Raw genomic sequence first — 24,263 nt, 5'->3', positions numbered from 1 at the left:
AACGAATCACTGGCGCTCGATCGCAGGCGGCTGCCAGCTGCCGTCGGTGGCCTGCGGCTTCGGGGCATACATGCGCAGCACGAGGCGGAAATCGCCCTTCGGCACCGGTACCCAGTTACTGCCGCCGCGCGGACGATCAGCGCTCACATGCACGTCGATCGAACCGTCGCGATTGCGATGCGCGCCATTGCGATCGCCGAACGCGATGCGCACGGGCGCGTCGCCGTCGAGCGCGCCGTCGGTCGTGTAGGCCGTGATCGACCAGAAGCCGCGCACCGGCGGCACCTGCTTCGCGTCGAAATGGATCACGTAGCGATTCGCGCCGTTGAGCGCATGGCCATCGGCATCCTGCGCGACGCGCGCGCGCACTTCGTCGCGGCTCGTCGGCAGGCCCGGCGACGTCCACGCCGCATAGGCGCGCAGCGCGTAGTCCGGGCCGTAGTTGCCCGCGTCGTCGCCGACCCAGGTCCAGCCGTTGCCGGCCAGCAGATTCGACGGCGGCGTCGCGACACGCGTGCGCCCATCGTCGAGGCCCGCCTTGACCATCGCCATGTCCTTGCTGCCCGACGGCAGTTGCGCGTCGCCCGCCTGCACGCCGAGATCGCCGAGAATCTTGAGCGCATGCTGGTCGTCGGGCACCGGCGCGTTGTCCTCCAGCGCCAGCGCGAGACGGTTGAAGAAGCCATTGGCGTCGAGCGCGGCGACCTGCGAAGCGGGCGTGCCCGTCGCCACCGGATCGCCGCTCAGGCCCGCGCCCGCTTGTGCGTCCGCCTGCGCGGCGCGCTTGCCGTGCGCGTCCCACGCGGACAGCGGCGCCACGCGCAGTCCGCGCTGGAGACGGCGCACCGCGTTCAGGTCGGCGCCGCCGTGCGTCTGGATGCGCGCGATGAACCACGCATAACGCGTGCTCACGTCGATCCGCTTCACGCGCGCGGGCAGCGTGCCCTTCCAGCCTGCGGGCACGAACGCAATCGTTTGCGCCTTCAGACCGTTCACGCGCTCATTGGGCTGCGCCGCCGTCGACCAGAGCACGTTCGTCCACATGTCGAGCGCGCGCGCGTCCATGTAGCGGCCATGCGTATCGGGCAGCGAAATCAGCACGGGTTCCTTGCCCAGATCGAGCCAGCCGGACGAGACCAGCGTGTCGAGATTGGGTTCGGGCGGGCTGGAGGCGCCGACGGGCGGCAGCGACTGCGCATGGCGCAGCGTATTCGGCGCGGCCTGGCCGGGCGCGCTGCCGGTCGCGGCGGCACGCGACACGTCCATCAGCACGAGCGGATAGCCGAAGACGTAGGAATCGGAAACCTCGTCCTTGACCCAGCCATTGCTTTTGGGCGCGACGCTTTCAGGCGTGGAGGCACATCCGGCGATGAGTGCTACGCCCGCCAAAGCGGCGCAGGCGCGAAAAAAAGGAGTAGTGCGACGTGTTGTTGTCATTTGTTGGTTGTGTACGAAGCGGGCGGTCCATGAAGTGACGTCGACCGGTCACCCGCGCCGCGCGCCGGCCCCCCCAAGGGCCGTTGGTCCAGTGCGCGCAGCGCTCGCCAATGCCGCCGGATGGTATCGTATCGCCCGCGCCAACCCAAGAAAAGTCTGGTGGGAGCAATTGTGCGTTACGCCGACGACGCATGATCCCAGACTTCGGCGAAGAGGACATCGAAGCACGCAGCGACGCAAAAATTAAAGGGGCAAAACACACAGCCCTTGACCTTCCCATGATGGGAACGTAGATACTGGTTCACATTGAATCAGACCGCATTTGCGTTTGCCCATCATGAACGAACCCCTCGTTGCCGAAAAAGCCCGCCAGGCCGAGCTCGACATCCGTGGCATGACCTGCGCGTCGTGCGCGATGCGCGTGGAAAAGGCACTGGCGAAGGTGCCAGGCGTCACGCGCGCCACCGTCAATCTCGCCACCGACCGCGCGACGGTCGAAGCCACGGCCGATGCGCCCGACGCCGCCGCGCTCGCCCAGCAACTCGTCGCCGCCGTCGAAAAGGCCGGCTATGAGGCCACACCGATCGCCACACCCGTCGCCGCGCCGGAAGACACCGCCAGCTTCGCCATCGGCGGCATGACCTGTTCCGCGTGCTCGAACCGTGTCGAAAAAGTGCTCGCACGCGTGCCAGGCGTGAGCGCCGCCAGCGTCAACCTCGCGACCGAGGAGGCGTCGGTGCGCCTCGCCGCGCCGCTCGATGCGGCCATGCGCGAGCGCCTCGTCGCCGCCGTGCAGAAGGCGGGCTACGAAGCCACGCCAATCGAAAAGCACGCGCCAGCCGCCGCCGAGCACACCAGCGACACCCCCGCCCCGCCCTCGCGCGCCGCTCTCGCCGAAATCGCCGCGCGCCGCGAATTGCGCGCCGTGCTGGCCGCCGCCGTGCTCACCGCGCCGCTCGTCGTGCCGATGTTCGGCCACTGGCTCGGCGTGCACTGGATGCTGCCCGCCGTCGCGCAGCTCGTGCTCGCATCGATCGTGCAGTTCGGCTTCGGCGCGCGCTTCTATCGCGCCGCCTGGAAAGCCGTGCGCGCGTTCTCGGGAAACATGGATCTGCTCGTCGCGCTCGGCACCTCGGCGGCCTGGGGCGTGAGCGTCTACGCGATGCTCGCGCATCCCGGCGAGACCGCGCATCTGTACTTCGAGGCCTCGGCGGTCGTCATCACGCTGGTGCGCTTCGGCAAGTGGCTCGAAGCGCGCGCGAAGCGCCAGACCACCGACGCGATCCGCGCCCTCAACGCGCTGCGCCCCGACCACGCGCGCATTCGCGAACACGGCGCGGAGCGCGACGTGCCGCTCGCGCAGGTGCGCGTGGGCGACGTGGTGGTCGTGCGTCCCGGCGAGCGCCTGCCGACCGACGGCGTCGTGCTCGAAGGCCGCAGCCATATCGACGAATCGCTGATCACCGGCGAAAGCCTGCCGGTGCCGAAGTCGCCCGACGACGCCGTCACCGCCGGCTCGATCAACGGCGAAGGGCTGCTGGCCGTGCGCACGACCGCCATCGGCGCGGAAACGACGCTCGCGCGCATCATCCGTCTGGTCGAAAACGCGCAAGCAGAAAAAGCGCCGATCCAGCGTCTCGTCGATCGCGTGAGCGCCGTGTTCGTCCCGGCGATCCTCGTGATCGCGGCGCTCACGCTGGGCGGCTGGCTGCTCGCGGGCGCGTCCGCCGAAACCGCGATTCTCAACGCCGTGGCCGTGCTGGTGATCGCCTGCCCGTGCGCGCTCGGCCTCGCCACGCCTGCCGCGATCATGGCGGGCACCGGCGTGGCCGCACGCCACGGCGTACTCATCAAGGACGCCGAAGCACTCGAAACCGCGCACGACGTAAGCGTGGTGGCCTTCGACAAGACCGGCACGCTCACGCTCGGCCAGCCGTCGCTCGCGGCCTTCGAGGCAGCGGATGGCATCGCGCGCGCCGAAGCGCTCGCGCTCGCCGCCGCCGTCCAGCAGCACAGCGACCACCCGCTTGCGAAGGCGGTCGTGAACGCGTTTGCCGCGCAGGCGCAAGGTGCGTCGCTGCCCGCGGCGGGGCAAGCGCGTGCGGTGCCGGGACGCGGCGTGCAAGCCGATGTCGATGGCCGCAGCGTGGCGATCGGCAGCGCGCGCTGGCTCGCGGAACTGCAGCTCGCCGTGCCGCCCGCGCTCGCCGAACGCGCAAAGGCACTCGAAGCGCAAGGCAACACCGTGTCCTGGCTGATGGACATAAGTGACGCAGGCGCCGATGGACATAAAAACGCCGTGCTCGCCCTGCTCGCCTTCGGCGACACGCTCAAGCCGGGCGCCCGCGACGCCATCGCGCGCCTCAAGTCGATGGGCATTCGCAGCGTGCTCGTGACCGGCGACAACGCGGGCAGCGCGCAGGCGGTCGCGGCACAGCTCGGCATCGACGAAGTCCACGCGCAGGTGCTCCCCGACGACAAGGCGCGCACGGTGCGCGACCTGAAGATCCGCACGGGCGCCATCGTCGCGATGGCCGGCGACGGCATCAACGACGCCCCCGCGCTGGCCGCCGCCGACATCGGCATCGCCATGGCCACCGGCACCGACGTCGCCATGCAGGCCGCTGGCATCACGCTCATGCGCGGCGACCCGGCGCTCGTGGCCGCCGCCATCGACATCTCGCGGCGCACCTGGCGCAAGATCCAGCAGAACCTCTTCTGGGCCTTCGTCTACAACCTGATCGGGATTCCGCTGGCAGCCTTCGGCCTGCTCAATCCGATGATCGCGGGCGCGGCGATGGCGTTTTCCAGCGTCAGCGTCGTGACCAACGCGCTGCTGCTGCGCACGTGGCGCGAGCGGCGCTAAAGCGGTTTCGCGAAGCGCGCTTTCCTGAAGCGCGGCGTCGCCCACGCCGCGCGGCCCCTTTTCCTTTATTGCGCACACAACAAAAAAATATTTCAGCGTGCGAAATATCTGACAGGTTATAACGCTTTTTCAGCGCACATTCCTGCCAATCCCCCTCCTGTCCTTGCGCTGCGGCGTCCCGCATTCGCGCCCCATATAGACGCTTGCCTCTATCTCGACGCAAACGTTCGCGCTTTTTGCGCGTCACCCCTCAAGGAACGCTCAAGCTGGCCGTAATCCGTATGCCAGCGCTTCGAAAGCGCCAGTTCCCAGCATCGTTTTTTCAGGAACCGCTCCAATGATTTCATTCGTCCAGCGACGCACCAGTGTGGGTGTGCGCCTCGCGCTGCTCTCGTGCGTGATCGTCGCGATTATTTTTATCGCCTTCACGTTGGCGCTCACTAACAGCGCCGCCACGCAGGTCGGCGAACAGGTGCGCGCGCGCATTGCCGAAAAAGACCGCTCGGTCGCCTCGACGATTGCGCTGATCGACAGCGCGCTCGACGCCGAAGTCGATCGCGCAATGACGCTCTTCGCGAGCTTCCTGCCCGGCGACTTCGCGCTCGACGCGACGCAGACCGTCGATATCGGCGGCAAGGCCACGCCCACGTTCAAGGTGGGCGACCATGTGCTGAACCTCGATTTTTCGATTCCCGACCAGTTTCTTTCGCGCAGCGGCGCGATCGCGACCGTGTTCGCGCGCAGCGGCGACGACTTCGTACGCGTGACGACCTCGCTCAAGAAGCAGGACGGCTCGCGCGCGATCGGCACGCTGCTCGACCGCAAGGGCCCGGCTTACGAGCCGATCATGGGCGGGCGCACGTACGCGGGCCTCGCGCAACTGTTCGGCAAGCAGTACATCACCGAATACAAGCCCATCACCGATGCAAGCGGCAAGGTGATCGGCGCGCTCTTCGTGGGCGTGGACGTGGACAAGCAGATCGAGGCGATCAAGAGCGAAATCGGCAAGCTGAAGCTGGGCGACACGGGCTACTACTTCGTGATGGACGCCTCCAGCGGCGCGGCGCGCGGCACCTTCCTCGTGCATCCGGCGGCGGCGGGCAAGCATTTCGACGATAGCAACGCGCCCTACACGCGCATGCTCGACGCGCACGAAGGCACCTTCGACTACACCAGCGCCGACGCCACGCTCGGCGAGCGCGACCCGCGCGCGAAGCTCGTCTCGTTCGTCAGCGCCCCGCAATGGCAGTGGCTCGTGGGCGGCGTGGTGCCGCGCGACGAGATCATGGCCGAGGTGAGCGCCACGCGTAACCGCTTTGCGGCGATTGGCTTCGCGCTGGTGGTGCTGTTCGCGGCGCTGGCGATCTACGCGGCACGCCGCATGGTCAGCCAGCCGCTCGACGCCGCCGCGCACGCAGCGGGCCGCCTCGCGGCGGGCGACTTGACCGTGCGTATCGGCGCGGCGCAGAACGTGCGTACTGCGCACGATTCGCTCGGTGGGACTGAGGCCGCCACACAAGGCGCCGATGAAATCGGCCGTCTGACCCAGGCCATCGACGGCATCGGCGTGGGTCTCGCGCAGATCGTCGCGCAGGTGCGCGGCGCGAGCGCGCAGATGAGCGACGACACCGGGCGCATCGCCGCCAGCAGCGGCGAGATCGCCGAACGTATCGCCAGCCAGGCGAGCAGCCTCGAAGAAACGGCCGCGAGCATGGAGGAAATCACCTCGACGGTGCAGCAGAACGCCGATCACGCGCAGCGCGCCAACGCCGTGGTGACGGGCGCCGCCGACGCGGCGCTCGACGGCGGCCGCGCAGTCGAGCGCGTGGTCGCGACGATGCAGGACATCAGCCGCGCCTCGCAGAAGATCACCGACATCACCAGCGTGATCGACGGCATCGCGTTCCAGACCAACATCCTCGCGCTGAACGCCGCCGTGGAAGCAGCGCGCGCGGGCGAGCACGGCAAGGGTTTCGCGGTGGTCGCGAGCGAAGTGCGCGCGCTCGCGCAGCGCAGCGCGGCAGCAGCGCGCGAGATCGCGGTGCTGATTTCGGAATCGTCGGAGACGGTCGATACGGGCTACCGCATCGCGGGCGAAGCGAGCACGACGATGCGCGACATCGTCACGCGCGTGGAGGAAGTGCGCTCGATCATCGCCGAAATCAGCGTGGCGTCGCGCGAACAGTCGGGCGGCATCGAGCAGGTGAACATCGCCGTGTCGCAGATCGGCGAGGCGACGCAGCAAAACGCCATCCTCGTGGGCGACGCCGAGCGCGCCGCCGCGGCGCTGTCGGAACAGGCCGCCACGCTCGCGCAGCTCGTCAGCGTGTTCAAGCTGCGCGGCGAGCGCTGATCTTGCCGGGGGCGCTTGCCGCGTTGCGCAAGCGCTCTCGATATCAGCGCGACTTTGTTACTGCGCTTTTTACCGCGCTTTTTACCGCGCTTGTTACTGCGCTTACTGCGCCTTACTGCACGATCGTCGCGCTCTGCACCAGCGACTTCACGAGCTTCGCCGCACCGGCGTCCATGGCTTCGGCGGTCAGCTCGCGGCGGATTTCCTCCTTCACGTCGCTGAACGGCTGCACCTTCATCGCACGCTTGTCCTCAAGCTTCACGACCACCCAGGCCTGGTTCGAGCGCACCGGTTGCGGCGCGACCGCGCCCACCTTCAACTGCGCAAGCGCGCGAGCGAAGTCCACCGGCACGCCGTGCGTCTCCCCTTCCTTCACCGGCGTCTTGAAGCTGACCCACGGCATTTCGCCGCCATTCGCCTTCGACGGCACCATGCTGAAGTCGCGCGCGAGCGCATCGAACGGCGTGCCGGACTTCGCCTTCGCGATCACGGCCTGCGCGAGCTTCTGGTCGGCGACCACGATCACCTGCGGCTTGAACTCGAATTTGCCGAGCTCGACGTTGGTGCTGTCGTAGCGCGCGCGGATTTCGCGCTCGGTCGGCGCGGGCACGTGCACGTTGTCCTGCATCCACGCGCGGATTTCGAGGTCGGTCTTGCCGGAATCGGTGGCCTGAACGACTTCGGGGCGCTGGTCGTAGTGCGCCTTCACGGCTGCCTGGCGCAGCACTTCGCGCACGATCAGCTGCTGCTTGAGCGCCTTGCGCAATTGCGGCGTGTCCGTGGCGTCCGGGTTGTGGCTCATCACCGTCTGCACGCCGTTATCGAGCGCCGACTGCGGAATCTGCACGCCATTGACCACGGCGACCACACCGGCAGGCAAGCCCGACGTCGTGCTCGCGCCGCTCGAACTGGCGGCGCTGGCGGCGTCGGCCTGGCTGGGCAGCGCCTGCGCGAAGGTGGAAAGCGAAGTAGCGAGCACGGCACACGCGCCGAGCGCACGCAAGAGAGGGGACAGACGGAACATCGTGTTGAACTCCAATGGTGGGTGGGCCATCGGCCCGCGCCCGGCATTATCGCCCGCGCGGGGTGCCGCCGACGAAATGGGCTGGATCGGCCTGCATTGCGCGGTGCGGGCGCGCTTCGTGGCCTCTCGGGGAATGTCCCATCGGATCAAGGGCTTGAGTGGGATGCGGACAGGTTTTCCACAAGGCTGTGAACAAAAACTGTGGAAAACCTGGCCTCGAAAAGTCACAAGAGACTAACTTTTCAGACGTATCTGAGGGCGCCATTGACTTGTTTAGGCGAAAGTTCACCCATGCCAATTACGTCGCCAAAAGCCGCCTTCGCCGCGCGCCTGCTGTGCGCCATGCTGCGCAAATCCGCGTCGCTGAAAGGCGCTACGGGGCTTGCGAGGCTCGTCAACCAGCAAGCCGGTGCAAAGCCCGTGAGCCCGCAGACGGTTCACAAATGGCTCTCGGGCCGCACGATTCCTGAACAGGCGCGACTGGAGCAGCTTGCGCACCTGCTCGAAGTCGACCTCCACTGGCTGCACCACGGGCCATCGCCAACCACAGGCGCAGCGCCCCCGCCCGCGACGCCGCGCGACCTGTCCGCGCTCACCGCACCGATGATCGAACTGCTCTGGAACATCGCCGCCCTGGCTCCGCACGACCAGGATCTGGTCGAGAGGCTGGTTTCGCGTCTGTCCGGGCTGGCTGAACCCCAATAGTCCGCCTGAAGCCCGCCCCGCGGCGGCAACATAAGGCAAGGTTTTCGCGCAACAGCACACGCCCCGCCAGCGCCCGAAGGTTCGCACGCAGCCTCGCTCCGGGCCGCCGCTTCGCTTGCGCAGGATCAATAGCCCTCCCGCCGCGTCCTGGCCGGCTTGCGAGATGCTGCTAACTTTCGCGCTCATTTGGCGCAGCAAATCCGAGCGCCTTGTCCAGGACGCCATGCCTCGATTCACGCACCTCGCCCACCTCATACGCCCGGCCGTCGAAGCCACGCGCACGCCGCCGCGCCTGCGCGCCGCCGTGCGCCTGCCCGCGCGCATCGTGTGCGCCGAAGGTCTGGTCGCGCAAGCCGTGACGCGTCATGGCGCGTGCGCACTCGACCTCGCGCGCACGGGGACGTTGTCTGCTGGCACGTGGGTGCTCGCAGCGGGCAGCGCGGCGCACGCAGTGATCGACGCACGCCGCGCCCGCGAAATCGACGCCGCGATCGATGTGCTCGACGCCATCGCAAGCGGCGAGCTCGACGCGATCCATGCTCATGGCAGCCTGACGCGATATTTCGCCGTCCTGCGCCGGCACATCGACGTCACGCGTCCCGAATAAAACAGGAAGCCCGCCCCCGCCCCAAGTTCGCGCACCCGAGCGATTCCTGCCAGGCCGTCCCCTTATGAAACGCACCGACGACATCCACCACCACGCCCTCGCACGCGGTCTTTGCGCGCGCATCCATGACGCCGTCGAACTGCGCCGCCGCTATCGCCTGATGAGTTTCTGTCGCAGCCATGCGCTGGCGATCGCGCGCCACGGTCTAGCCGCGCTGCTCCCGCCGCAGGTCGAGTTGATCCATGGCCCGGGCTGTCCCGAGTGCGTACTGCCGGCCAGCCACATCGACCGCATGATCGAACTCACGCGCATGCACAACGTCACGCTCTGCGTGAGCGACGCCATGCTGCGCGTGCCGGGAACGAACCACGCGAATCTGCTCGACGCTCGCAAGGCGGGCGCGGACATCGTGGCGCTCGACGCGGCCGGCGATGCGCTCGCGCTTGCACGTGCCAATCCGCAGCGCGAAGTCGTCTACGTCGCCACCGGCTTCGAGACCGCCGCACCCGCGACCGCCGAAGCCCTGATGCGCGCTCGCGCCCTCGCCTGCAGCAATTTCAGCGTGCTCTGCCATCATGTGCTGACACCCGCGGCCATGCGCCACCTGGTCGCCGACGATGCGATCGGCGAGCGCACGCAGCTCAACGGTTTTATCGCGCCCTCGCACGTGAGCGAGGTGATCGGCGTATCGCCGTATCGGTCGATTTCGCGCGATTTCGTCAAGCCGGTCGTGATCGCGGGGCCCGAGGCGACCGACGTGCTGCAGGCCGTGTTGATGCTCGTCGGCCAGATCAACGAATGCCGCGCCGATACGGAAAACCAGTACACGCGCGCCGTGACGGAAGCCGGCGACATTGGCGCCCAGCGGCTAGTGGATGAGGTGTTCGAGGTGCGCGACTCGTTCGTCTGGCGCGGACTGGGCAACGTGCGGCACGGCGCGCTGGCGCTGCGCCCCGCGTTCGCGCAATGGGACACCGGGCGGCGCTATGCGCTCGCGTGGGACGAGCGCGGAGATGAGACCACATCGGACGCAACATCGCACGCCAGTTTGGACGCCACATTGCTGGCGTCCGGTGCGACGACCTGCACGCCTTTCACGCCGCTGGGCCTGCGCCCCGGCGGCGCGTACGTCAGCGCATGCGGAGGATACGGGCAGGTGCTGGCGCGGGCGTCCTGATGGGCGCCCGCGCGCGCTTCACCCGGCGCCTCAGTTGCCCTGCGCCGGGGTGTACTGCGCTGGCGCGCCGCCGCTCGAATCGGCGTCATCGGGTGTCGGCGTGGGCGCAAGCGACGGTTCCTGCGAGGGATACGGCGGTTCCTGCGACGAAGGCTGCGCAGGCCCATGCTGCGAAGCGCCCGACGGCCCGAGAATCGGCGGCACGTTCGATGCGGGCGGCGTCACGCCGTTCAGGATCGCCGACGCCGCAGCCGCCTCGGACGCTGCCGCTGCCTCCGAAGCCGTTGAAGCCGCCGGCGTCGCCGCCTGCACGCCGCTCGACGGCGGCACTTCCGACGGCTCCGCCACCGGCGCGCGCTTGATCGGCGTCACCGGGCGCGGCGCTTCGGCCTGCTTCGACGCGAACAGCGAATCCATCCACGTCTTCAGGCGGTCGCGGAACTGCTCGAACGCACCCGGCGTGACTTCGGTATCGAAGCGCGCGCGCGGATCGACGATGCGCTGGCGCAGCGCGCGCTGGAAGAAGTCGCCGACGATCGGCAACGCGCTGCGCGCGCCCTGCCCCCAGTAGTCGCTATTGAGCGTGACGCGGCCATCGTCGAAGCCCACCCACGCGCCCGCGACCAGTTGCGGATCCATCAGGATGAACCAGCCGTCGGCGTTGTCCTGGGTCGTGCCGGTCTTGCCCGCCACATCGGCGCGAATGCCAAAGCGCGTGCGGATGCTCGAACCCGTGCCGCGATTCACCACGTCGCGCATCGTGTCGAGCAGCGTGCGATCCGCGTCGGCGGACAGCGCGCGCTCGGGCGAGGCGCTGCCGAATTCGGCGAGCACTTCGCCCTTGCTGTCTTCGATGCGCGTGACCATGCGCGGCTCCAGATAGACGCCGTCGTTGGCAATCGTGCTGTACGCCGACACCATTTCCTTGAGCGTGACCGGGCTCGTGCCGAGCGCAAGCGAGGGCACCGGGTTGAGCTGGCTGTCGCGCACGCCCATCGCACGCGCAAGACGCGCGACCTTGTCCGGGCCGACCGCCTGCATCACCTGCGCGGTGATGCGGTTGCGCGAAAACGCCAACGCGTCACGCAGCGACATCGGCTTGTTGCTGGGCGGAACATCATCGTTAGGACGCCAGATTTCCCCGCCTTCGAGCGGCATTTCCACGGCCTGGTCGATGATCGTGTCGGTTGGCTTCGCACCGTTCGCAAAAGCCGCGCCGTACACAAAGGCCTTGAACGTCGAACCCGGCTGGCGGCGCGCCTGCTGCACGTGATCGAACGGCTCGTCCTGGAAGTCGCGGCTGCCCACCCACGCCTTGATCTGGCCGTCACGCGGATCGATGGCGATAAAGCCTGCCTGCACGTCGGTTTTCGCCTTGCACAGTCCGCGCATGAAGTTGCGGTCGGCCGCGAGCTTCTTGAGCGCGTCCGCGTCGCTTGCGCCTGCATCGCGCGCCGCCTTGAAATCGGGCGTTTCGCGCATGAAGCTCTTGAACAGGTCATTGTCCGCCGAGCAGCCGCTGCGGCCGCTCCAGGCGCCATTCGCAATGCCCTGCAACTGATTGGCATGCTGCTTGAGCGAGGCCGTGGCCATCGACTGCAAACGCGAATCGATGGTTGTTCGCACAACCAGACCGTCGGAGTAGATGTTGTAGTCGTTGCGGTCGGCCCACGCAATCAGCCACTTGCGCAGCTGCTGCGCGAAATGCGGCGCCGGGCCGGGCGGCTCGGTCTGGCGCTCGAAGTCGAGGCGCAGCGGCTTTTTGGAGAGCGTCGCGAACTGCGCGGGCGTGAGCTTGCCGTACTTCACCATCTGCGAGAGCACGGTGTTGCGGCGCGCGAGCGCGCGCTCGGGATTGATCACCGGGTTGTAGTAGGCGTTGCCCTTGAGCATGCCGGTGAGCGTCGCGGCCTGCAGCACCGTGAGCTGGTCGGCCGATACGCCGAAGTACGTGCGCGCCGCCATCTCGATGCCGAACGCGTTGTACAGGAACGGCACCGTGTTCAGATAGGTTTCGAGGATCTGCGGCTTGCTGTAGACAGCCTCGATCTTGAAGGCCGTTATCGCCTCCTTGATCTTGCGCGTGAGCGTGGGCGCGCGGCCGATCTCGTCGGGATACAGATTGCGCGCGAGCTGCTGCGTGATGGTCGAGCCGCCCTGGCGCGCGCCCGAGAACGTGTGCAGCGCCGCGCCCGCCGTGCGCTTGAAGTCAATGCCGTGGTGCTCGTAGAAGCGGTGATCCTCGGTCGAGATCAGCGCATCGACCATATGCGGCGAAATCTGCGCGAGCGGCACCCATTCGCGGTTCGACGGCTTGAATTCGGCGAGCACCTTGCCGTCCGCCGACACGATCTGCGCCGGCTGGTCGACGCGCGCCTTGCGGATGTCGCCGATGCTGGGCGTAAACGGAATCAGCACCAGCACGTAGAGCACGACGGCCGCGGGCACCGCCGCGACGGCGATCAGCACGCCACGCCGGGTCGGATGACGCAGATGATGGAGGCCCTGCGCGAGCCGCGGGCGCACGAGTGCGCAGGCTCGCGACATCAGGGGCTTCAGGCAGGAGAACCACTTCGCCGCTTGGGCGAGGATAAACGACACAGGACGCTTCACGCGGGCAACGGGATGGCTGGCAAAGCGTGCATCGTACCAAAACTGCGCGGGCCGCCTTTCGGCAAGCCTGGCGGCCCTAGAGAATCAGCGAAAGCGTGATCGACAGCCACACCGCGGCGGCGCCCGCCACGAACAGGCGGCGCGCGAGCAGGAAGCGCCGCTCGTCGCCGGGCGGCGCGGGCGAAGTGGCCAGCCACGGCACGCTGCCAAGGCACGCGAAGCCCGCGAGTGCGAGCACCACGATCACGCGGTCGCCGAAATGCCATGGCGCGGCCTCGTGCAGGCCCCAGTAGCCAAGAAAGATCATGCCGATCGAAAACATCGTCGAGGCCGCCGAGCTGAGCGCCACGACCGAGCCGGTCGGTGATTGCATGGACTGTCTCCCCCGCGCGACGCGCGATGTGGGGCCATTATCGGCGCGTGCGGCGCGGCGGGCAACGGGGCGCCGGATGCACCCCTCGGGGGGCTCAGGCAGTCGGCCGATACATCTGGAACATCTCGCCGATCTGGGCGTAATCCGCGCGGTAACCGGCGCGCATGATGGGCTGCGCGGCGTGGGTATCGAACAGGCCATCCTTCAGGTATTCCTGGCGGATATGCACGCCGACCACCTGGCCGAGCGCGAGCCAGTTGTCCATCGGCGTGCCGTCGAGCGCGTTCAGGCGCACGATCTGCAGCAGCTTGCATTCGAGCGCGGCGGGCGCTTCAGCCACGTGCGGAACCGCGACATTGCGGCCCGGCGCGGGCGTAAGACCGGACAGCGCGAACTCGTCGACATCGGCGGCAACGGGCGCGGAGCTGCGGTTCATCTGCTCCGCGAGCGGGCGCGTGGCGAGGTTCCAGACGAACTCGCCGGTCGCTTCGATATTGCTGATGCTGTCCTTGCGGCCTTCGCTGCAAAAACCGATCACGGCCGGAAACGTCGCGAAGGCGCCGAAGAAGCTGTACGGCGCGAGGTTGAGCACGCCTTCGGGCGAGCGGCTTGAGATCCAGCCGATCAGGCGCGGCGCGACGATGGCCTTGAAGGGATCGTGCGGCAGGCCGTGGCCGGCGGCCGGGTCATAGAAGTAAGTGGCGGAGCTAGCAGCGGTATCGGAGGTTTCGGACATGAGCTTGCGGATTCGGGTTTGACGCGGCTCACACTATGACATGGGGTACGCGAACGTGCAGGGCACCGCAATCCAGGATGGGACGTGTAGCGGCCACGGTATACTTTTGCGTTCTTTTTCGCCGCTTTTCTCAGCCGTTAGCATCAAGGATCCCATCATGAGCACCCTTCCCGCCTGCCCGCAGTGCAATTCCGAATTCACCTATGAGGACGGCGACAACTTCGTCTGCCCGGAATGCGCGCACGAATGGCCGCGCCAGGCGGCCGAGCCCGCGGAAGCGGCGGCGAAGGTCTACCGCGACTCGGCTGGCAACGTCCTTCAGGACGGCGACACGGTGACGGTCATCAAGGATCTCAAGCTCAAGGGCTCGTCCGGGGTCGTGAAGATGGGCACAAAGGTAAAGAACATCCGCCTCGTGGACAGCGACCACGATATCGACTGCAAGATCGACGGTTTTGGCGCGATGAGCCTGAAGACGGAATTCGTGCGCAAGGTGTGAGACTGGGGAGTATTTGGCGCGGGGTTATCCACAGAATTTCTGGACAGCCTTGTGGGTAACACCGGGAAATCCGCGCCAACCCCATGAAACCAAACAACAAATCGCCAAATCCCACATCGCAGGCGCTGGACAGCCCCAAAAACTTTTCCACAGAAATTGTTGAGAGGCCTGTTGATAACCTTTGGGTCGTTTACGCAAGTGTCTGAAGAAAAAGGTAAACCGCTTCGTGCATCGCCACGTCGCCGCGCGGCCTGAAATCAGCGAAAGTAAGCTTTCGTGTTCTCGTGGACGTCGTCGCGCGCGAGCAGCGTATCCGGCAACAGCCAGTCGTATTCGCTGTGCTGCTCGGGCCGTCCGACGCTGCGCGCATCCTCCACCGCCATGATGTGCGCGAGCACGACATAGTGCGTCGGCACGCCCTCGCGGCCCGCGAAGTTATCGGGGTAGTGATGCTCGTAAAGCCCATAGAACGAGGCCTGCTTGCGCGTGAAACCGGCCATCCCCAGTTCGGCCTCGACGATGCGCGTGAACGCCGCATCGAGCGTCTCGTTCTTGCGGATCCGCCCGCCCGGCACGAACCAGCAGCCCCGCGCGGGCCGGTTGCGACGAAAGCCCACCAGCACGCGGCCGGCTGCGTCGGTGACGATCAGGTCGATCGCCACCAGCGGCGTGAGCCGCACTGCCGAGAGAAACTCGCCTTCGTCGAGCGCGGGCGAGCCATCGGTTTCCATATCGGCGTCATGCGAGCGCACCAGCGTCAGCGGCGCGGTGCTCATGCGACTTTCGCCCGCTGCGCGGCCGCCTCCGTTTCGAACGCCCGTTCTTCGAGGTAGCGCTCGAAGCCCTCGCCCACTTCGGGATGGCGCAGCGCGAATTCGACCGTCGCCTTCAGGTAGCCGATCTTGCTGCCGCAGTCGTAGCGCTTGCCGCGAAAGCGATACGCGAGCACCTGCTCACGCGCGAGCAGCGCCAGGATCGCGTCGGTCAACTGGATTTCGCCGCCCGCGCCCGGGCTCACGCGACGCAAGTGCTCGAAGATGCCCGGCGTGAACACATAGCGCCCCACCACGCCCAGCCGCGAGGGCGCATCGGCCGGTTCCGGCTTTTCGACGATGCCGTTCATGCGGAAGATGCGGTCGTCCCACGCGCGCCCGTCGATCACGCCATACGAGCGGCTTTCGTGCGGCTCGATCTGGTCGACGCCCACCACGGAGCAGGCGTAATGGCCGAACACGTCGGCCATCTGCGACAGCACCGGCGGCTGGCCGTCGAGCAGGTCGTCGGCGAGGATCACGGCGAACGGCTCGTTATCGACGATCTTTTCCGCACACAGCACCGCATGCCCAAGGCCGAGCGCCTCCGCCTGACGCACGAACAGACAGGTCACGTGACGCGGCTTGATGCTCTGCACGACGCGCAGCAGTTCGGTCTTGCCGCGGCTCATGAGCTCGGCTTCGATTTCATACGACTTGTCGAAATGGTCTTCGATGGCGCGCTTGCTGCGCCCCGTCACGAAGATCATTTCTGTCACGCCCGCCGCCGCGGCTTCCTCCACGGCGTACTGGATCAAGGGCTTGTCCACGATCGGCAGCATTTCCTTCGGGCTCGCCTTGGTGGCCGGAAGAAAACGCGTGCCGAGACCCGCGACCGGAAAAACCGCCTTGCGTATTGTGCGCATCGTTATTTCCTCGACGTAGTGTGCGGGCGTCGTTATGGATAAGCCCCGTAAATTCGAGCGTATGGGCACAGCGTCGAGCGCGCTCGCCAATGCCTCGCCGGTTGCAGCCACCGCGCCCCGAATCGCTGGACAACGTGCGCCAGCGCACGCACGGCCCACACCGTGCGCTGCAATGCGCAGTCGATGTCGCACAACGCCGAGACCCTGGCGCACAAAGGCGCCTGCACGGCAGTAGCATCGTTCGAAACATGCAGTCTTCGCGGACAGCCGCACGCGTTCGCCCCGACATTCGCCACGTTGAATCACGATGAGCCACGATGAAGCCAGGGCTTAGCACCTTCCTCGACCTGTCGCGCTGGTTCGCCGCGCTGCTGGTGGTCGTCAATCACGCGCGCGCACTGGTGCTTGCGGATTTCGCCGCGGCATCGGCTTCGTCCGGGCCTGCTGGCGCGCACGGGCCGTTGCTGCGCGCGCTGTACTTCATCACGGGGCTGGGCCACGAGGCCGTGGTGATCTTCTTCGTCATCAGCGGCTTCCTCGTGGGCGGCTCCACGCTGCAACGCTGGCAACAGCGCGGCCCCGATCTGCGCGCGTATACGTCCGCGCGGGCAAGCCGCATCTATACGACGCTGGTTCCCGCGCTCATCATCGGCATTGCACTCGATAGCATGGGCCTGCGCTGGTTCAACGCGAGCGGCATCTACACGACCCTGCCCGAGCCGCCCAACGCGACGATCAATTACGTGATCGCCTCGACGATGAACCTGCCCACCTTTCTCGGCAATCTGTTCATGATGCAGGGCGTGCTCACACAGACGCTCGGCAGCAACGGCCCGCTCTGGAGCCTCGCCTGCGAGTGGTGGTATTACTGCGTGTTCGCGCTCGGTGCGTATGCACTCACAAGCGCGAGAGGCCGCCGTCTGGGCTGGGCCACGGCGGCCTGCGCGCTCGCCGTGCTGCTGCCGTTCTCCATCATGCTGTGGGGCGTCGTCTGGTTGATCGGTGTCCTGACTTTCCGATGGGTCTATTCAAAAGCGTGGCGTCCGCATCCGGTCGTGGGCTTCGCCCTGTTCGGCGTCGCGCTGGCTGTGTCGCGCTTCACGCACGGCATCAGCGCCATCGAGACCCATCTCCTCGCTGCATTCGCACGCGACCTCATGCTCGGCATCGCCTATGCAGCAGCGCTCGCGAGCGCGAGCCGACTCGCTCGCGGCCTGCCCTTCGCGGCGTGGCACAAGCAGCTCGCCGAGTTCTCCTACACCACCTATCTGTTTCACTTCCCCGCGCTGCTGCTGATCTGCGCGGCAGCGGCGCAAAGCTTCGGCCTGCATTTCGCGCAGCGGCCCGACGCGCGCGCCATCGTGTTGTTCACCGTGGCCGTCGCGCTGGTCTATGCGTATTGCTACGCCGTTTCGCTGCTCACCGAGCGGCACACGCCGCGCGTGCGTCACGCACTCGATACGCTGTTGCGCGCGCGCCCCGCCTTGCAGGTCGAGCCGTCGCGCTCCCCGGCGTCCGAGGCCTGACCAGGCCGACGCACGGCGGATCGCACCAGGAGGGAAGGAACATGGCGCCAGGCGCTTTGCGGTTTTTGCTCGCCACCCTCGTCGTGGTGTTTCACTACACCAGCTTCGGCATCGGTCACATGCCGGTTTATCTGTTCTTTGCGCTGAGCGGCTATTGGGTCTTCACGATGTGGCAGAACAAGTATTCGGCCACACGCGAGCCTTACGCGACCTTCATCGTTTCGCGCGCGTGGCGGCTCGCGCCGGTGTTCCTGCTGTGCAGTGCCGCGGCGCTGGTGGTGTCGTTCGCGCTGCCGCTCGTCGTCGCGCCCGCCGTGCCGTTCGCGCCGCCCGAGCCGCTCGCGCTGGTGTCGAGCCTCGTGATTCTCGGCTACAACACGGCGGGCGGCGCGCCGCTCGTGCCCGCGTGGTCGCTCGATATCGAATTGCAGTTCTACCTCGTCGCGCCATTCGTAATCGCGCTGCTGCAGCGGCGGGCGCTGCTCGCCGCCGTGCTGTGCGCGGGCGTGAGCGTGGCGTCATTCGCGCTGTTCTACGACCGTGCGTTTACGTCGTACCTGCCGTGGTTTCTTGCGGGGATGCTGGCCGCGCGCTATCCCGCGCTGCTGCCGCGCCGACGCGTCGCGCTCGCTTCGGGCGCGCTCGCGGCGGGCGTGATCGTGCTGTTTGCCTGCGTGCCCGCGCTGCGCCCCGTGCTGTTCGGCGGCGCGCATCGCGGCGCACTGTATCTCGCCTGGAATCCGCTGCTCAATGCAGCGCTGGCCGCCGTGGCGCTGCCGTTCGCGCTGGGCACGCTCAGCGTGCGCAGCGGCAAGTTCGACCGCCTGCTTTCCGATGCTTCGTACTCGCTTTATCTGGCGCACTGGCTGCCGCTGATGTATGTCACGCACTACGTCCCGCAAATAGCGGCGCTGTCGCACGTCTCGCGCGCGCTCGCCACCTTGCCGTTGGTGGCCATGTCGTATGCGGCGGCGTTTGCCATTACCGTCTATGTGGATCGCCCTTGCAGCCATGCGCGCGAACGCTTCGTGAAGGCCCGGCGCTCGACGCGCGAGCAGGCCGCTGCGGGAACGCTGGCGCATCGCAGCGCACGCTAAGCGCAACGTCGATTCGCGCTACTGACTCGCGGCCGCCACGAAACGCAGCTTGCCCCATAGATTCGGTGTGAGTTCGGCTTCGCCGGGCAAGTCGCTGACCAGCCCACCCGCCTTGTTCGACCAGTACGCGCGTTGCAGCGTCTGAAAGCCGTTGCCGCGCAACACGCCAATGTCACCGGACAGCGTGCGGCCCGCCGTGGCGTTCACACCCAATACGCCGAGCGGCACCGACAGCTTGTACAGCACGCCAGGCACGTCTTGCGCGTTCGGCGCTGCCTGCTGACGCTCGATCGACACATCGACCTTGTCGCTGACGTCATCGACGCGATCGAAATGGATCGTGCGCAGCGGCGAGCTGTACGTAATCGGCGCGAGCCCATCGGGCGTCGCCACTGGGCGATAGAGCATCGCCTTCGTCATATCGTGCACGCGCGACACCACGAGTCGCTCGTCGCCCTTCACTGCGTTGCTGCGATTCGGGTCGGCGTCCGCATCGGCGCCCAGCATGAGGTCGATGCCGCCACCTGTTGCGAAGAGGTTCTGCAAGGCTTCGCCGCTGTTGTCGAGCAGCGTGGGCGCATCGGTCGTCACCGCGATATAGAGCCGGTCGCCGAAGATCGCCAGCGCCGCCTTCGTTTCGCTATCCTGATGCCCCCAGTCGCCCACCTGCACCGAGCGCGTATCGATGGTCGCCCACCGCGTGCCCGAGTCGGGCCAGTTCTGCGCGCTCGCCTCGGCGTGAATCGCCACGTCGAGCACATTGCCGCCCGCGCTTGCACTGGCGACGCGCGCGGCAGATTCTCGCGATGCGCGCTGCGCGTCCACGAGTTGTTGCGCACTCAACGTAATCTGCTGGTCTGGCAAGCGCCGCACGCCTTCCAGCCCGACGATGCGCAACAACGGCGCGGTGGAACCCGCCTGCATGTAGACGTTGCCGTCGTCGGCGCGCACGATGGTCGGATGGAAGCACTCCGGGCCGAGGCTCATCGCAGCCAGATCCATCCCGCGCGTCGCGGATGACGGCGGCGGCGCGGTATCCAGGCGCGTGTCCCTGAACAGCGTCGCGACGAACAGGCCATCGGTCGTGAAGAGATAGACGCTGCCCTCGTTGCCGTTGATCGCCCACAATGGCCCCGCGTCCGAAGGCGCGGGCGCATCGAACGGATTGCCCAGCACGCGCGTCGTGCCGATCAACTCGCCCGGTTTTGCAGGCACCGGCGCGGCATGCGAGGCGTGCAGGCCAGGCCACAGACTCGGATACGACCACGCCGCGCCGTCCGCACGCATGCCGCTGACGCCTTGCGGCGCGAACGGCGCGGGCGGTGTCGTGAGGATGGCCCAGCCATCGCGGGCCACGAGAACCTGGCCGCCGCCCGTGCTGACGGGCGCCTGCACATTCGTCGCGAGTGTCTTCGGATGCGCGGTGTCATATACGGGCACGCCACGCGCGCCAATCGACGTCGCGGACACTTCGACGGCTGAATTCCCCGCATACGCAATCGCAAACGAAAGATCGTCGAGCACCGTCACATTGCCGAGCATCGCCGCGTTGCCGCGCGCTTCGCCTTGCGGCTGCCAGAACGTGACTTCGTCGGACGTCATGCGGCCATCGCCGTTCGCGTCGCGCCAGAGGAACAACAGCGCGCGATGTTGCGCATCGCTGCCCGGCGGCATGCGCGCGCGCATCGCATCGGTGTTGAAGGCGGGCAGCAGCTTGCCCGCGCTATCGAAGGTGCTGCCCGCCGCAGCGACCGCACGCGCCACGCCATCGGCGCCCAGATGCCAGACGATCGCGCTGGGCCTGCCGCTCACCTGCGCACTGTGCGCGTTCGTCAGATAGCGCTCGTTGCCGCGATAGAGCGGATAGTCGGGCATGCCGCCCGTATCGCTGCCGCTCAGGCCGAGATCGTCGCTATCGGCGCGGTACGTAATCGCCGAGGGTACGCTCGTGCCGTGCGCCCAGTCGAGCTTGAATTCCATTGCGCCTGCTTCGTCCGCGTAATAAAACCGCGTCCGGTCACGCGGATCGAGCGTCCCGCCGCCGCCATAACGCGGCGGCCCGTAGAACGCGTTCACGAGCCTGCCGCTCGCCGCGTCCCACACGCTCACGCGCTTGGGCGTCTTGTCGTTTTCGGCGACCCAGAGATGCCCGCTGCCATCGAGCGAAATGCCGGCGGGATGATTCATATGCTGCGGATCGTATGCACCCACCACGGGCGCGCCCGCGTGGCCGATTGCGCGCAACAGCTTGCCCGCCGCGTCGAACACCTTCACCTGATGGCTCCTGCCCCAATCGCTGACGTAAATTGCGCCGCCCTGGTCGACGCAAAGCGACTGTGGATCCTCAAGCGCCGAAACGGTCAGCGCTTGCGGCGCGGAAACATGCAATTGCCCGCCGCTGTCGAGACTCGCATCGAGCCGCACGAGCCGCGTGCCCGATAGCGCAAGCACATGCCCCTGTGCATCGAACGCGAGACCGCGCGGGTCGGCCAGCGCTGCACGCCCCGCCACGCGATGACGAGTGGCGTCGACAAACAGCAGTTGGTTCAGCGCACGCAATGCGACGACAACGAGACCATCATGTGCGGCGAGGCCCGCTATCGCCGCATGACGCTCGGGGTAGGGATCGTCGGCGGCGGGTTTCGCGGTATCGGCGGGTTCCTCTATGCGATAGGGCGGCGTGAGCACCGGCACGTCCTCGCCTGTGCCAAGACGCGCATCGGCGGGCGCATTGCGCTGCGCGGCCGCTGTCATCAACGCGTTCAAGCGCAGTTCGCTGTAGTGGTCACCCGGCTGATCGCCGCGCCATGACGCCGCCGCGTAGGCATACACGCCTGCAGCCGCATGCGCGCCCGTATCGCGCGTGAGTTGCGTCGCGCCCGTCCACACGCCGCCCATCCACGTCTGGCCCCACAGCTTCTTGCCCTGCGTATCGAGCCACGCAAGCCCGCTGCCGCCTTCAGTGACATAGCTGCCGACCAGCACGGCGCCATCCGGGCCAGCGTGCGCTGCGCCACTCGCGCCGCCGGGCACGAACAGCACCGCCGAAGGCGCGGCATGATTCGCCAGCCACTCGCTGTCGCGCTGCGCCGTCTTCCACGGCGGACGCCCCGGATCATAGGGATTGAATTCGTAGAGCGCCTTCAACGCGGGCCGAACGAGCCCGCGCACGCGATACGTGCCCGGCGCGACGAGGCGTCCAGGAATGCGATATTGCGCGTGCGCGGCGGCATCGGCGTCCCGGCCCAGGTCGTCCAGACCGTCCCACCAGGCGGTGTTGTCGCCCGCAGGAAACGGCGTCTCGCTGACGAGATTGCGCACGCGGCGGCCATCCGTCGTCTCGATCACGAGCGTCACATAACCCGGCTGCGCGAGCGAAAAGCGAATGGGAATCGCCGCATGATCGGCTGTGTCGGCGGCTTGCTTATCAGACGCATTCAGGCTGGCTTTCGCATTGGCGTCGCTTGCCGCGCTCACGGCATCGGCCGCTTGCACGACCGCCGACGACCGCATCATGTCGAGCGCGATCCACGCTGCGTAACCCAGCGCAATCGCCGCGCAAATCGCGATGCTCCAGCGCGCGATGCGTCTGCGCGCTGCCGTCTGTTCGCCGTGCCGGGTGCGCCGCCGCTGCATCATTTGAATAAGCGCTGGTAGCGCGTGCTGTAATCGAGCTGATCGTGACGCCGCCCGATCGCGCGCGCCGGCACGCCCGCGACAATCGCATACGGTTCGACCGAAGCCGTCACCACCGCGCCCGCCGCAACGACCGCGCCCTCGCCGACCGTCACGCCCGGCATGATCAGCGCATTCAGCCCGATCCACGCGTAATCGCAGATCACGACGCCGCGCTCGTAGCCCGCGAAATTCGCGCTGTTCGGATCATGCGACGCCGTGAGAATGGTGGCGCGCGAGCTGATCGACACGTTGCGCCCGAGCACAATGCCGCCGCGCGTATCCATGCGCGCGTCCTCGTTGACGACGGAGTTCTCGCCCATCGCGAAGCCGCGCCGCGCGTCGAAGGTCACGCCCATCAGGATCGCGGAACTGGGCGCGACGCTAAAGCCCATGACGTTGCGGTACCAGATGCGCCGCACGAAATGCGACGGAAGGCGGTTCGCGAGGAAGTTGTTGACGTAGAGAAGCAGTTCGCTGATGACGGTTTTCATCCTTCCATCCTGCCGAAATGAAGCATGGCCGAAGCCAGATAGACAGCGATCGACACCACCGGACTGATCGACGAAAAGATCACGACATGCGCAATCGAATCCATCGGCATGAAGGCGAGCAGCACGGCCTGGAAGGCGAGTGTCACCGCCACCTGAATCCACGAAGGCGTGATCCACGCGCGCGACATGTTGAGCGAGAACAGCAGCGCCTCGATCACATAGAGTGCGGCCGAGCCAAGAATCAGCAGCAGTTCGCCATGCAGCCCCGCATAATGGCCGCCGAGCACCGACAGCACCGTGCCGGGAAACAGCCACGCCGCGCCGAGAAAGACCGCGATCAGCGCCAGGAACGCCAACAGCGCCAGCACGTATTTGCGCTTCATATCGGCTTTGTCTTTCAGCACGGCAAAACGCGGCATGAGGATGCTGGCGAACACCGACTGCGCGACCATCAACAACGCGGATATGCGCCCGAGCGCGCCCAGTTGCGCAACCTGCGTCGCGCTGCCGAAATAGCCGAGCAGCAGCACATTGAGCTGGCCTTGAATGCAGAAGTAGATCGACGCGGGCGCCTGCCGACGCGCGACTTTCGAAAATTCCGCGCGGGCCTCGTCGAGCGGGAAATGCGTGTCCTGATCGACAATGTCGTAGCGGCGGCGGATCGCCCAGGCTTGCCAGGCAATCGCGACGAGCGCCGCGCAGAGCGCCGTGAGCGTATTGGCCGACACGAGCAACGCGGCCAGCAAGACCAGCCGCAAGGCTGCGCCGGAAATCGTGATCTGCTGGAGCGACTTGAGGTTCTGTTCGAGCTTCGGCAGCACCGAAAGCAGGCTGAAATTAAGCTGGAAGAACGTCACGGCCACCACGCATGCCATGATCGCAGCAGCCAACATCCATGACGCCTGCGACTTCATCAACAGGAAGAATCCCGCGGCAAATACCACTGTGCCGAACAACGCGAAGAATCTCGCACGCGCTTCATAAGCCACGGTAAAGAGACGGTTGACCTTCGGACGGTCGGGCCAAAGCCGCCCGGCAAGACTCATCAGCGCGGCGCTCACGCCCATGTCGCTGAGCACGCTGCCCGCGCCGAGCATCGTGATGGCGATGGTGTACCACGCGTACTCGTGCACCGTGAGCGCGCGCACCACCCAGATGCCGCCGACGAAATTGAGGCCCTGCACCACGGCCTCGCGCGAGAGAAACTTCGCGACAAAGACCGGCAAGCCGCCAGACTTGCGCCGTGAATCCGGAAGCCAGGGCGTGTCGCCTGGGGTCTCGCTGCGTGGAGTGCTCATCGTGACCGTCATCGCCTGAAAGGGTTTGGTTTGCAGACCGGTGCTGCCTATAATCGTTGCGGTCGGCTTCGGATTCTTTCGTTCAACGCCTTGCCTAAATTAATA

Annotated in this window: 18 protein-coding genes; 8 read left to right on the top strand and 10 right to left on the bottom strand. The window is 66.8% G+C overall.

Annotation, left to right across the window (positions count from 1 at the left end; all coding sequences use genetic code 11):
• Positions 1 to 6: 6 nt before the first annotated feature.
• Positions 7 to 1,437: a DUF1254 domain-containing protein gene (locus BBA01S_RS31650; protein ID WP_027819937.1), complete on the bottom strand. Its 1,431-nt coding sequence runs from the start codon at positions 1,435 to 1,437 to the stop codon at positions 7 to 9.
• A 337-nt stretch (positions 1,438 to 1,774) separates the two neighbouring features.
• On the opposite strand from BBA01S_RS31650, the gene BBA01S_RS31645 reads away from it, so the two are divergent.
• Positions 1,775 to 4,303, top strand: a complete 2,529-nt coding sequence (locus BBA01S_RS31645; RefSeq protein ID WP_042298236.1) for a heavy metal translocating P-type ATPase — start codon at positions 1,775 to 1,777, stop codon at positions 4,301 to 4,303.
• 337 nt (positions 4,304 to 4,640) lie between these two features.
• Positions 4,641 to 6,656 carry a methyl-accepting chemotaxis protein gene (locus tag BBA01S_RS31640; protein WP_174479190.1) on the top strand — a complete coding sequence of 672 codons (2,016 nt, stop codon included), beginning with the start codon at positions 4,641 to 4,643 and terminating at the stop codon, positions 6,654 to 6,656.
• Positions 6,657 to 6,768: 112 nt separating this feature from the next.
• On the opposite strand, the gene BBA01S_RS43690 is transcribed toward BBA01S_RS31640, so the two are convergent.
• Entirely contained in the window at positions 6,769 to 7,680 is a 912-nt protein-coding gene (locus tag BBA01S_RS43690; RefSeq protein ID WP_167336064.1) for a peptidylprolyl isomerase, read from the bottom strand.
• 291 nt (positions 7,681 to 7,971) lie between these two features.
• Here BBA01S_RS43690 and BBA01S_RS31630 point away from each other — a divergent pair, with 291 nt between their 5' ends.
• From BBA01S_RS31630 to hypD, 3 genes are all read left to right on the top strand, one after another.
• Positions 7,972 to 8,385 (top strand): helix-turn-helix domain-containing protein, encoded by a 414-nt coding sequence (locus BBA01S_RS31630; RefSeq protein WP_027819934.1) that lies wholly within the window; start codon positions 7,972 to 7,974, stop codon positions 8,383 to 8,385.
• Between the two features lie 223 nt (positions 8,386 to 8,608).
• Complete coding sequence (locus BBA01S_RS45340) at positions 8,609 to 8,992, top strand: hypothetical protein (protein ID WP_156966147.1); 384 nt, start codon at positions 8,609 to 8,611, stop codon at positions 8,990 to 8,992.
• Positions 8,993 to 9,056: 64 nt separating this feature from the next.
• Positions 9,057 to 10,169: a hydrogenase formation protein HypD gene (gene hypD / locus BBA01S_RS43680; protein ID WP_052391985.1), complete on the top strand. Its 1,113-nt coding sequence runs from the start codon at positions 9,057 to 9,059 to the stop codon at positions 10,167 to 10,169.
• A gap of 30 nt (positions 10,170 to 10,199) precedes the next feature.
• On the opposite strand, the gene BBA01S_RS43675 is transcribed toward hypD, so the two are convergent.
• The 3 genes from BBA01S_RS43675 to BBA01S_RS31605 form a co-directional block, all read right to left on the bottom strand.
• Positions 10,200 to 12,716 (bottom strand): penicillin-binding protein 1A, encoded by a 2,517-nt coding sequence (locus BBA01S_RS43675; protein ID WP_084162675.1) that lies wholly within the window; start codon positions 12,714 to 12,716, stop codon positions 10,200 to 10,202.
• 142 nt (positions 12,717 to 12,858) lie between these two features.
• On the bottom strand, positions 12,859 to 13,155 hold the full coding sequence (locus tag BBA01S_RS31610; protein WP_027819933.1) for a hypothetical protein: 297 nt from the start codon (positions 13,153 to 13,155) through the stop codon (positions 12,859 to 12,861).
• Positions 13,156 to 13,249: 94 nt separating this feature from the next.
• Complete coding sequence (locus BBA01S_RS31605) at positions 13,250 to 13,891, bottom strand: flavin reductase family protein (protein WP_027819932.1); 642 nt, start codon at positions 13,889 to 13,891, stop codon at positions 13,250 to 13,252.
• A gap of 157 nt (positions 13,892 to 14,048) precedes the next feature.
• On the opposite strand from BBA01S_RS31605, the gene BBA01S_RS31600 reads away from it, so the two are divergent.
• Positions 14,049 to 14,390, top strand: a complete 342-nt coding sequence (locus tag BBA01S_RS31600; RefSeq protein ID WP_027819931.1) for a zinc ribbon domain-containing protein YjdM — start codon at positions 14,049 to 14,051, stop codon at positions 14,388 to 14,390.
• A gap of 257 nt (positions 14,391 to 14,647) precedes the next feature.
• Here BBA01S_RS31600 and BBA01S_RS31595 read toward each other — a convergent pair whose 3' ends face one another.
• On the bottom strand, positions 14,648 to 15,121 hold the full coding sequence (locus tag BBA01S_RS31595; RefSeq protein WP_027819930.1) for a GDP-mannose mannosyl hydrolase: 474 nt from the start codon (positions 15,119 to 15,121) through the stop codon (positions 14,648 to 14,650).
• A gap of 41 nt (positions 15,122 to 15,162) precedes the next feature.
• Positions 15,163 to 16,068, bottom strand: coding sequence for a UTP--glucose-1-phosphate uridylyltransferase GalU (gene galU, locus BBA01S_RS31590; RefSeq protein WP_027819929.1), 906 nt, complete (start codon positions 16,066 to 16,068; stop codon positions 15,163 to 15,165).
• A 317-nt stretch (positions 16,069 to 16,385) separates the two neighbouring features.
• Between galU and BBA01S_RS43670 the strand changes: the two genes are divergently transcribed.
• Both BBA01S_RS43670 and BBA01S_RS43665 read left to right on the top strand, forming a co-directional pair.
• The gene (locus BBA01S_RS43670; protein ID WP_042298234.1) at positions 16,386 to 17,594 is read left to right on the top strand and encodes an acyltransferase family protein; all 1,209 of its coding nucleotides are present in this window, start codon (positions 16,386 to 16,388) and stop codon (positions 17,592 to 17,594) included.
• A 41-nt stretch (positions 17,595 to 17,635) separates the two neighbouring features.
• The gene (locus BBA01S_RS43665) at positions 17,636 to 18,691 is read left to right on the top strand and encodes an acyltransferase family protein (protein ID WP_052391984.1); all 1,056 of its coding nucleotides are present in this window, start codon (positions 17,636 to 17,638) and stop codon (positions 18,689 to 18,691) included.
• Between the two features lie 18 nt (positions 18,692 to 18,709).
• Here the strand turns inward: BBA01S_RS43665 and BBA01S_RS43660 are convergent, their stop codons facing one another.
• The 3 genes from BBA01S_RS43660 to BBA01S_RS31565 are packed head-to-tail and all read right to left on the bottom strand — an operon-like array spanning position 18,710 to position 24,158.
• On the bottom strand, positions 18,710 to 22,330 hold the full coding sequence (locus tag BBA01S_RS43660; RefSeq protein ID WP_052391983.1) for an NHL repeat-containing protein: 3,621 nt from the start codon (positions 22,328 to 22,330) through the stop codon (positions 18,710 to 18,712).
• The gene (locus BBA01S_RS43655) at positions 22,327 to 22,860 is read right to left on the bottom strand and encodes an acyltransferase (RefSeq protein ID WP_042298233.1); all 534 of its coding nucleotides are present in this window, start codon (positions 22,858 to 22,860) and stop codon (positions 22,327 to 22,329) included. The genes BBA01S_RS43660 and BBA01S_RS43655 overlap by 4 nt, the downstream gene beginning before the upstream one ends.
• Positions 22,857 to 24,158 carry a lipopolysaccharide biosynthesis protein gene (locus BBA01S_RS31565; protein ID WP_167336063.1) on the bottom strand — a complete coding sequence of 434 codons (1,302 nt, stop codon included), beginning with the start codon at positions 24,156 to 24,158 and terminating at the stop codon, positions 22,857 to 22,859. The genes BBA01S_RS43655 and BBA01S_RS31565 overlap by 4 nt, the downstream gene beginning before the upstream one ends.
• Between the last annotated feature and the right edge of the window lie 105 nt (positions 24,159 to 24,263).

It is taken from the genome of Paraburkholderia bannensis NBRC 103871, assembly GCF_000685015.1.
GTDB lineage: Bacteria > Pseudomonadota > Gammaproteobacteria > Burkholderiales > Burkholderiaceae > Paraburkholderia > Paraburkholderia bannensis.
The sequence above is the reverse complement of the archived record's forward strand: the minus strand, read 5'-3'. Positions and strand labels throughout refer to the sequence as shown.

What these genes read in the sequence shown, in the direction of transcription:
- BBA01S_RS31650 (WP_027819937.1), bottom strand. Translation starts at nt 1,437, where the DNA reads ATGACAACAACACGTCGCACTACTCCTTTTTTTCGCGCCTGCGCCGCT.
- BBA01S_RS31645 (WP_042298236.1), top strand. Translation starts at nt 1,775, where the DNA reads ATGAACGAACCCCTCGTTGCCGAAAAAGCCCGCCAGGCCGAGCTCGAC.
- BBA01S_RS31640 (WP_174479190.1), top strand. Translation starts at nt 4,641, where the DNA reads ATGATTTCATTCGTCCAGCGACGCACCAGTGTGGGTGTGCGCCTCGCG.
- BBA01S_RS43690 (WP_167336064.1), bottom strand. Translation starts at nt 7,680, where the DNA reads ATGTTCCGTCTGTCCCCTCTCTTGCGTGCGCTCGGCGCGTGTGCCGTG.
- BBA01S_RS31630 (WP_027819934.1), top strand. Translation starts at nt 7,972, where the DNA reads ATGCCAATTACGTCGCCAAAAGCCGCCTTCGCCGCGCGCCTGCTGTGC.
- BBA01S_RS45340 (WP_156966147.1), top strand. Translation starts at nt 8,609, where the DNA reads ATGCCTCGATTCACGCACCTCGCCCACCTCATACGCCCGGCCGTCGAA.
- hypD (WP_052391985.1), top strand. Translation starts at nt 9,057, where the DNA reads ATGAAACGCACCGACGACATCCACCACCACGCCCTCGCACGCGGTCTT.
- BBA01S_RS43675 (WP_084162675.1), bottom strand. Translation starts at nt 12,716, where the DNA reads ATGTCGCGAGCCTGCGCACTCGTGCGCCCGCGGCTCGCGCAGGGCCTC.
- BBA01S_RS31610 (WP_027819933.1), bottom strand. Translation starts at nt 13,155, where the DNA reads ATGCAATCACCGACCGGCTCGGTCGTGGCGCTCAGCTCGGCGGCCTCG.
- BBA01S_RS31605 (WP_027819932.1), bottom strand. Translation starts at nt 13,891, where the DNA reads ATGTCCGAAACCTCCGATACCGCTGCTAGCTCCGCCACTTACTTCTAT.
- BBA01S_RS31600 (WP_027819931.1), top strand. Translation starts at nt 14,049, where the DNA reads ATGAGCACCCTTCCCGCCTGCCCGCAGTGCAATTCCGAATTCACCTAT.
- BBA01S_RS31595 (WP_027819930.1), bottom strand. Translation starts at nt 15,121, where the DNA reads ATGGAAACCGATGGCTCGCCCGCGCTCGACGAAGGCGAGTTTCTCTCG.
- galU (WP_027819929.1), bottom strand. Translation starts at nt 16,068, where the DNA reads ATGCGCACAATACGCAAGGCGGTTTTTCCGGTCGCGGGTCTCGGCACG.
- BBA01S_RS43670 (WP_042298234.1), top strand. Translation starts at nt 16,386, where the DNA reads ATGAAGCCAGGGCTTAGCACCTTCCTCGACCTGTCGCGCTGGTTCGCC.
- BBA01S_RS43665 (WP_052391984.1), top strand. Translation starts at nt 17,636, where the DNA reads ATGGCGCCAGGCGCTTTGCGGTTTTTGCTCGCCACCCTCGTCGTGGTG.
- BBA01S_RS43660 (WP_052391983.1), bottom strand. Translation starts at nt 22,330, where the DNA reads ATGATGCAGCGGCGGCGCACCCGGCACGGCGAACAGACGGCAGCGCGC.
- BBA01S_RS43655 (WP_042298233.1), bottom strand. Translation starts at nt 22,860, where the DNA reads ATGAAAACCGTCATCAGCGAACTGCTTCTCTACGTCAACAACTTCCTC.
- BBA01S_RS31565 (WP_167336063.1), bottom strand. Translation starts at nt 24,158, where the DNA reads ATGAGCACTCCACGCAGCGAGACCCCAGGCGACACGCCCTGGCTTCCG.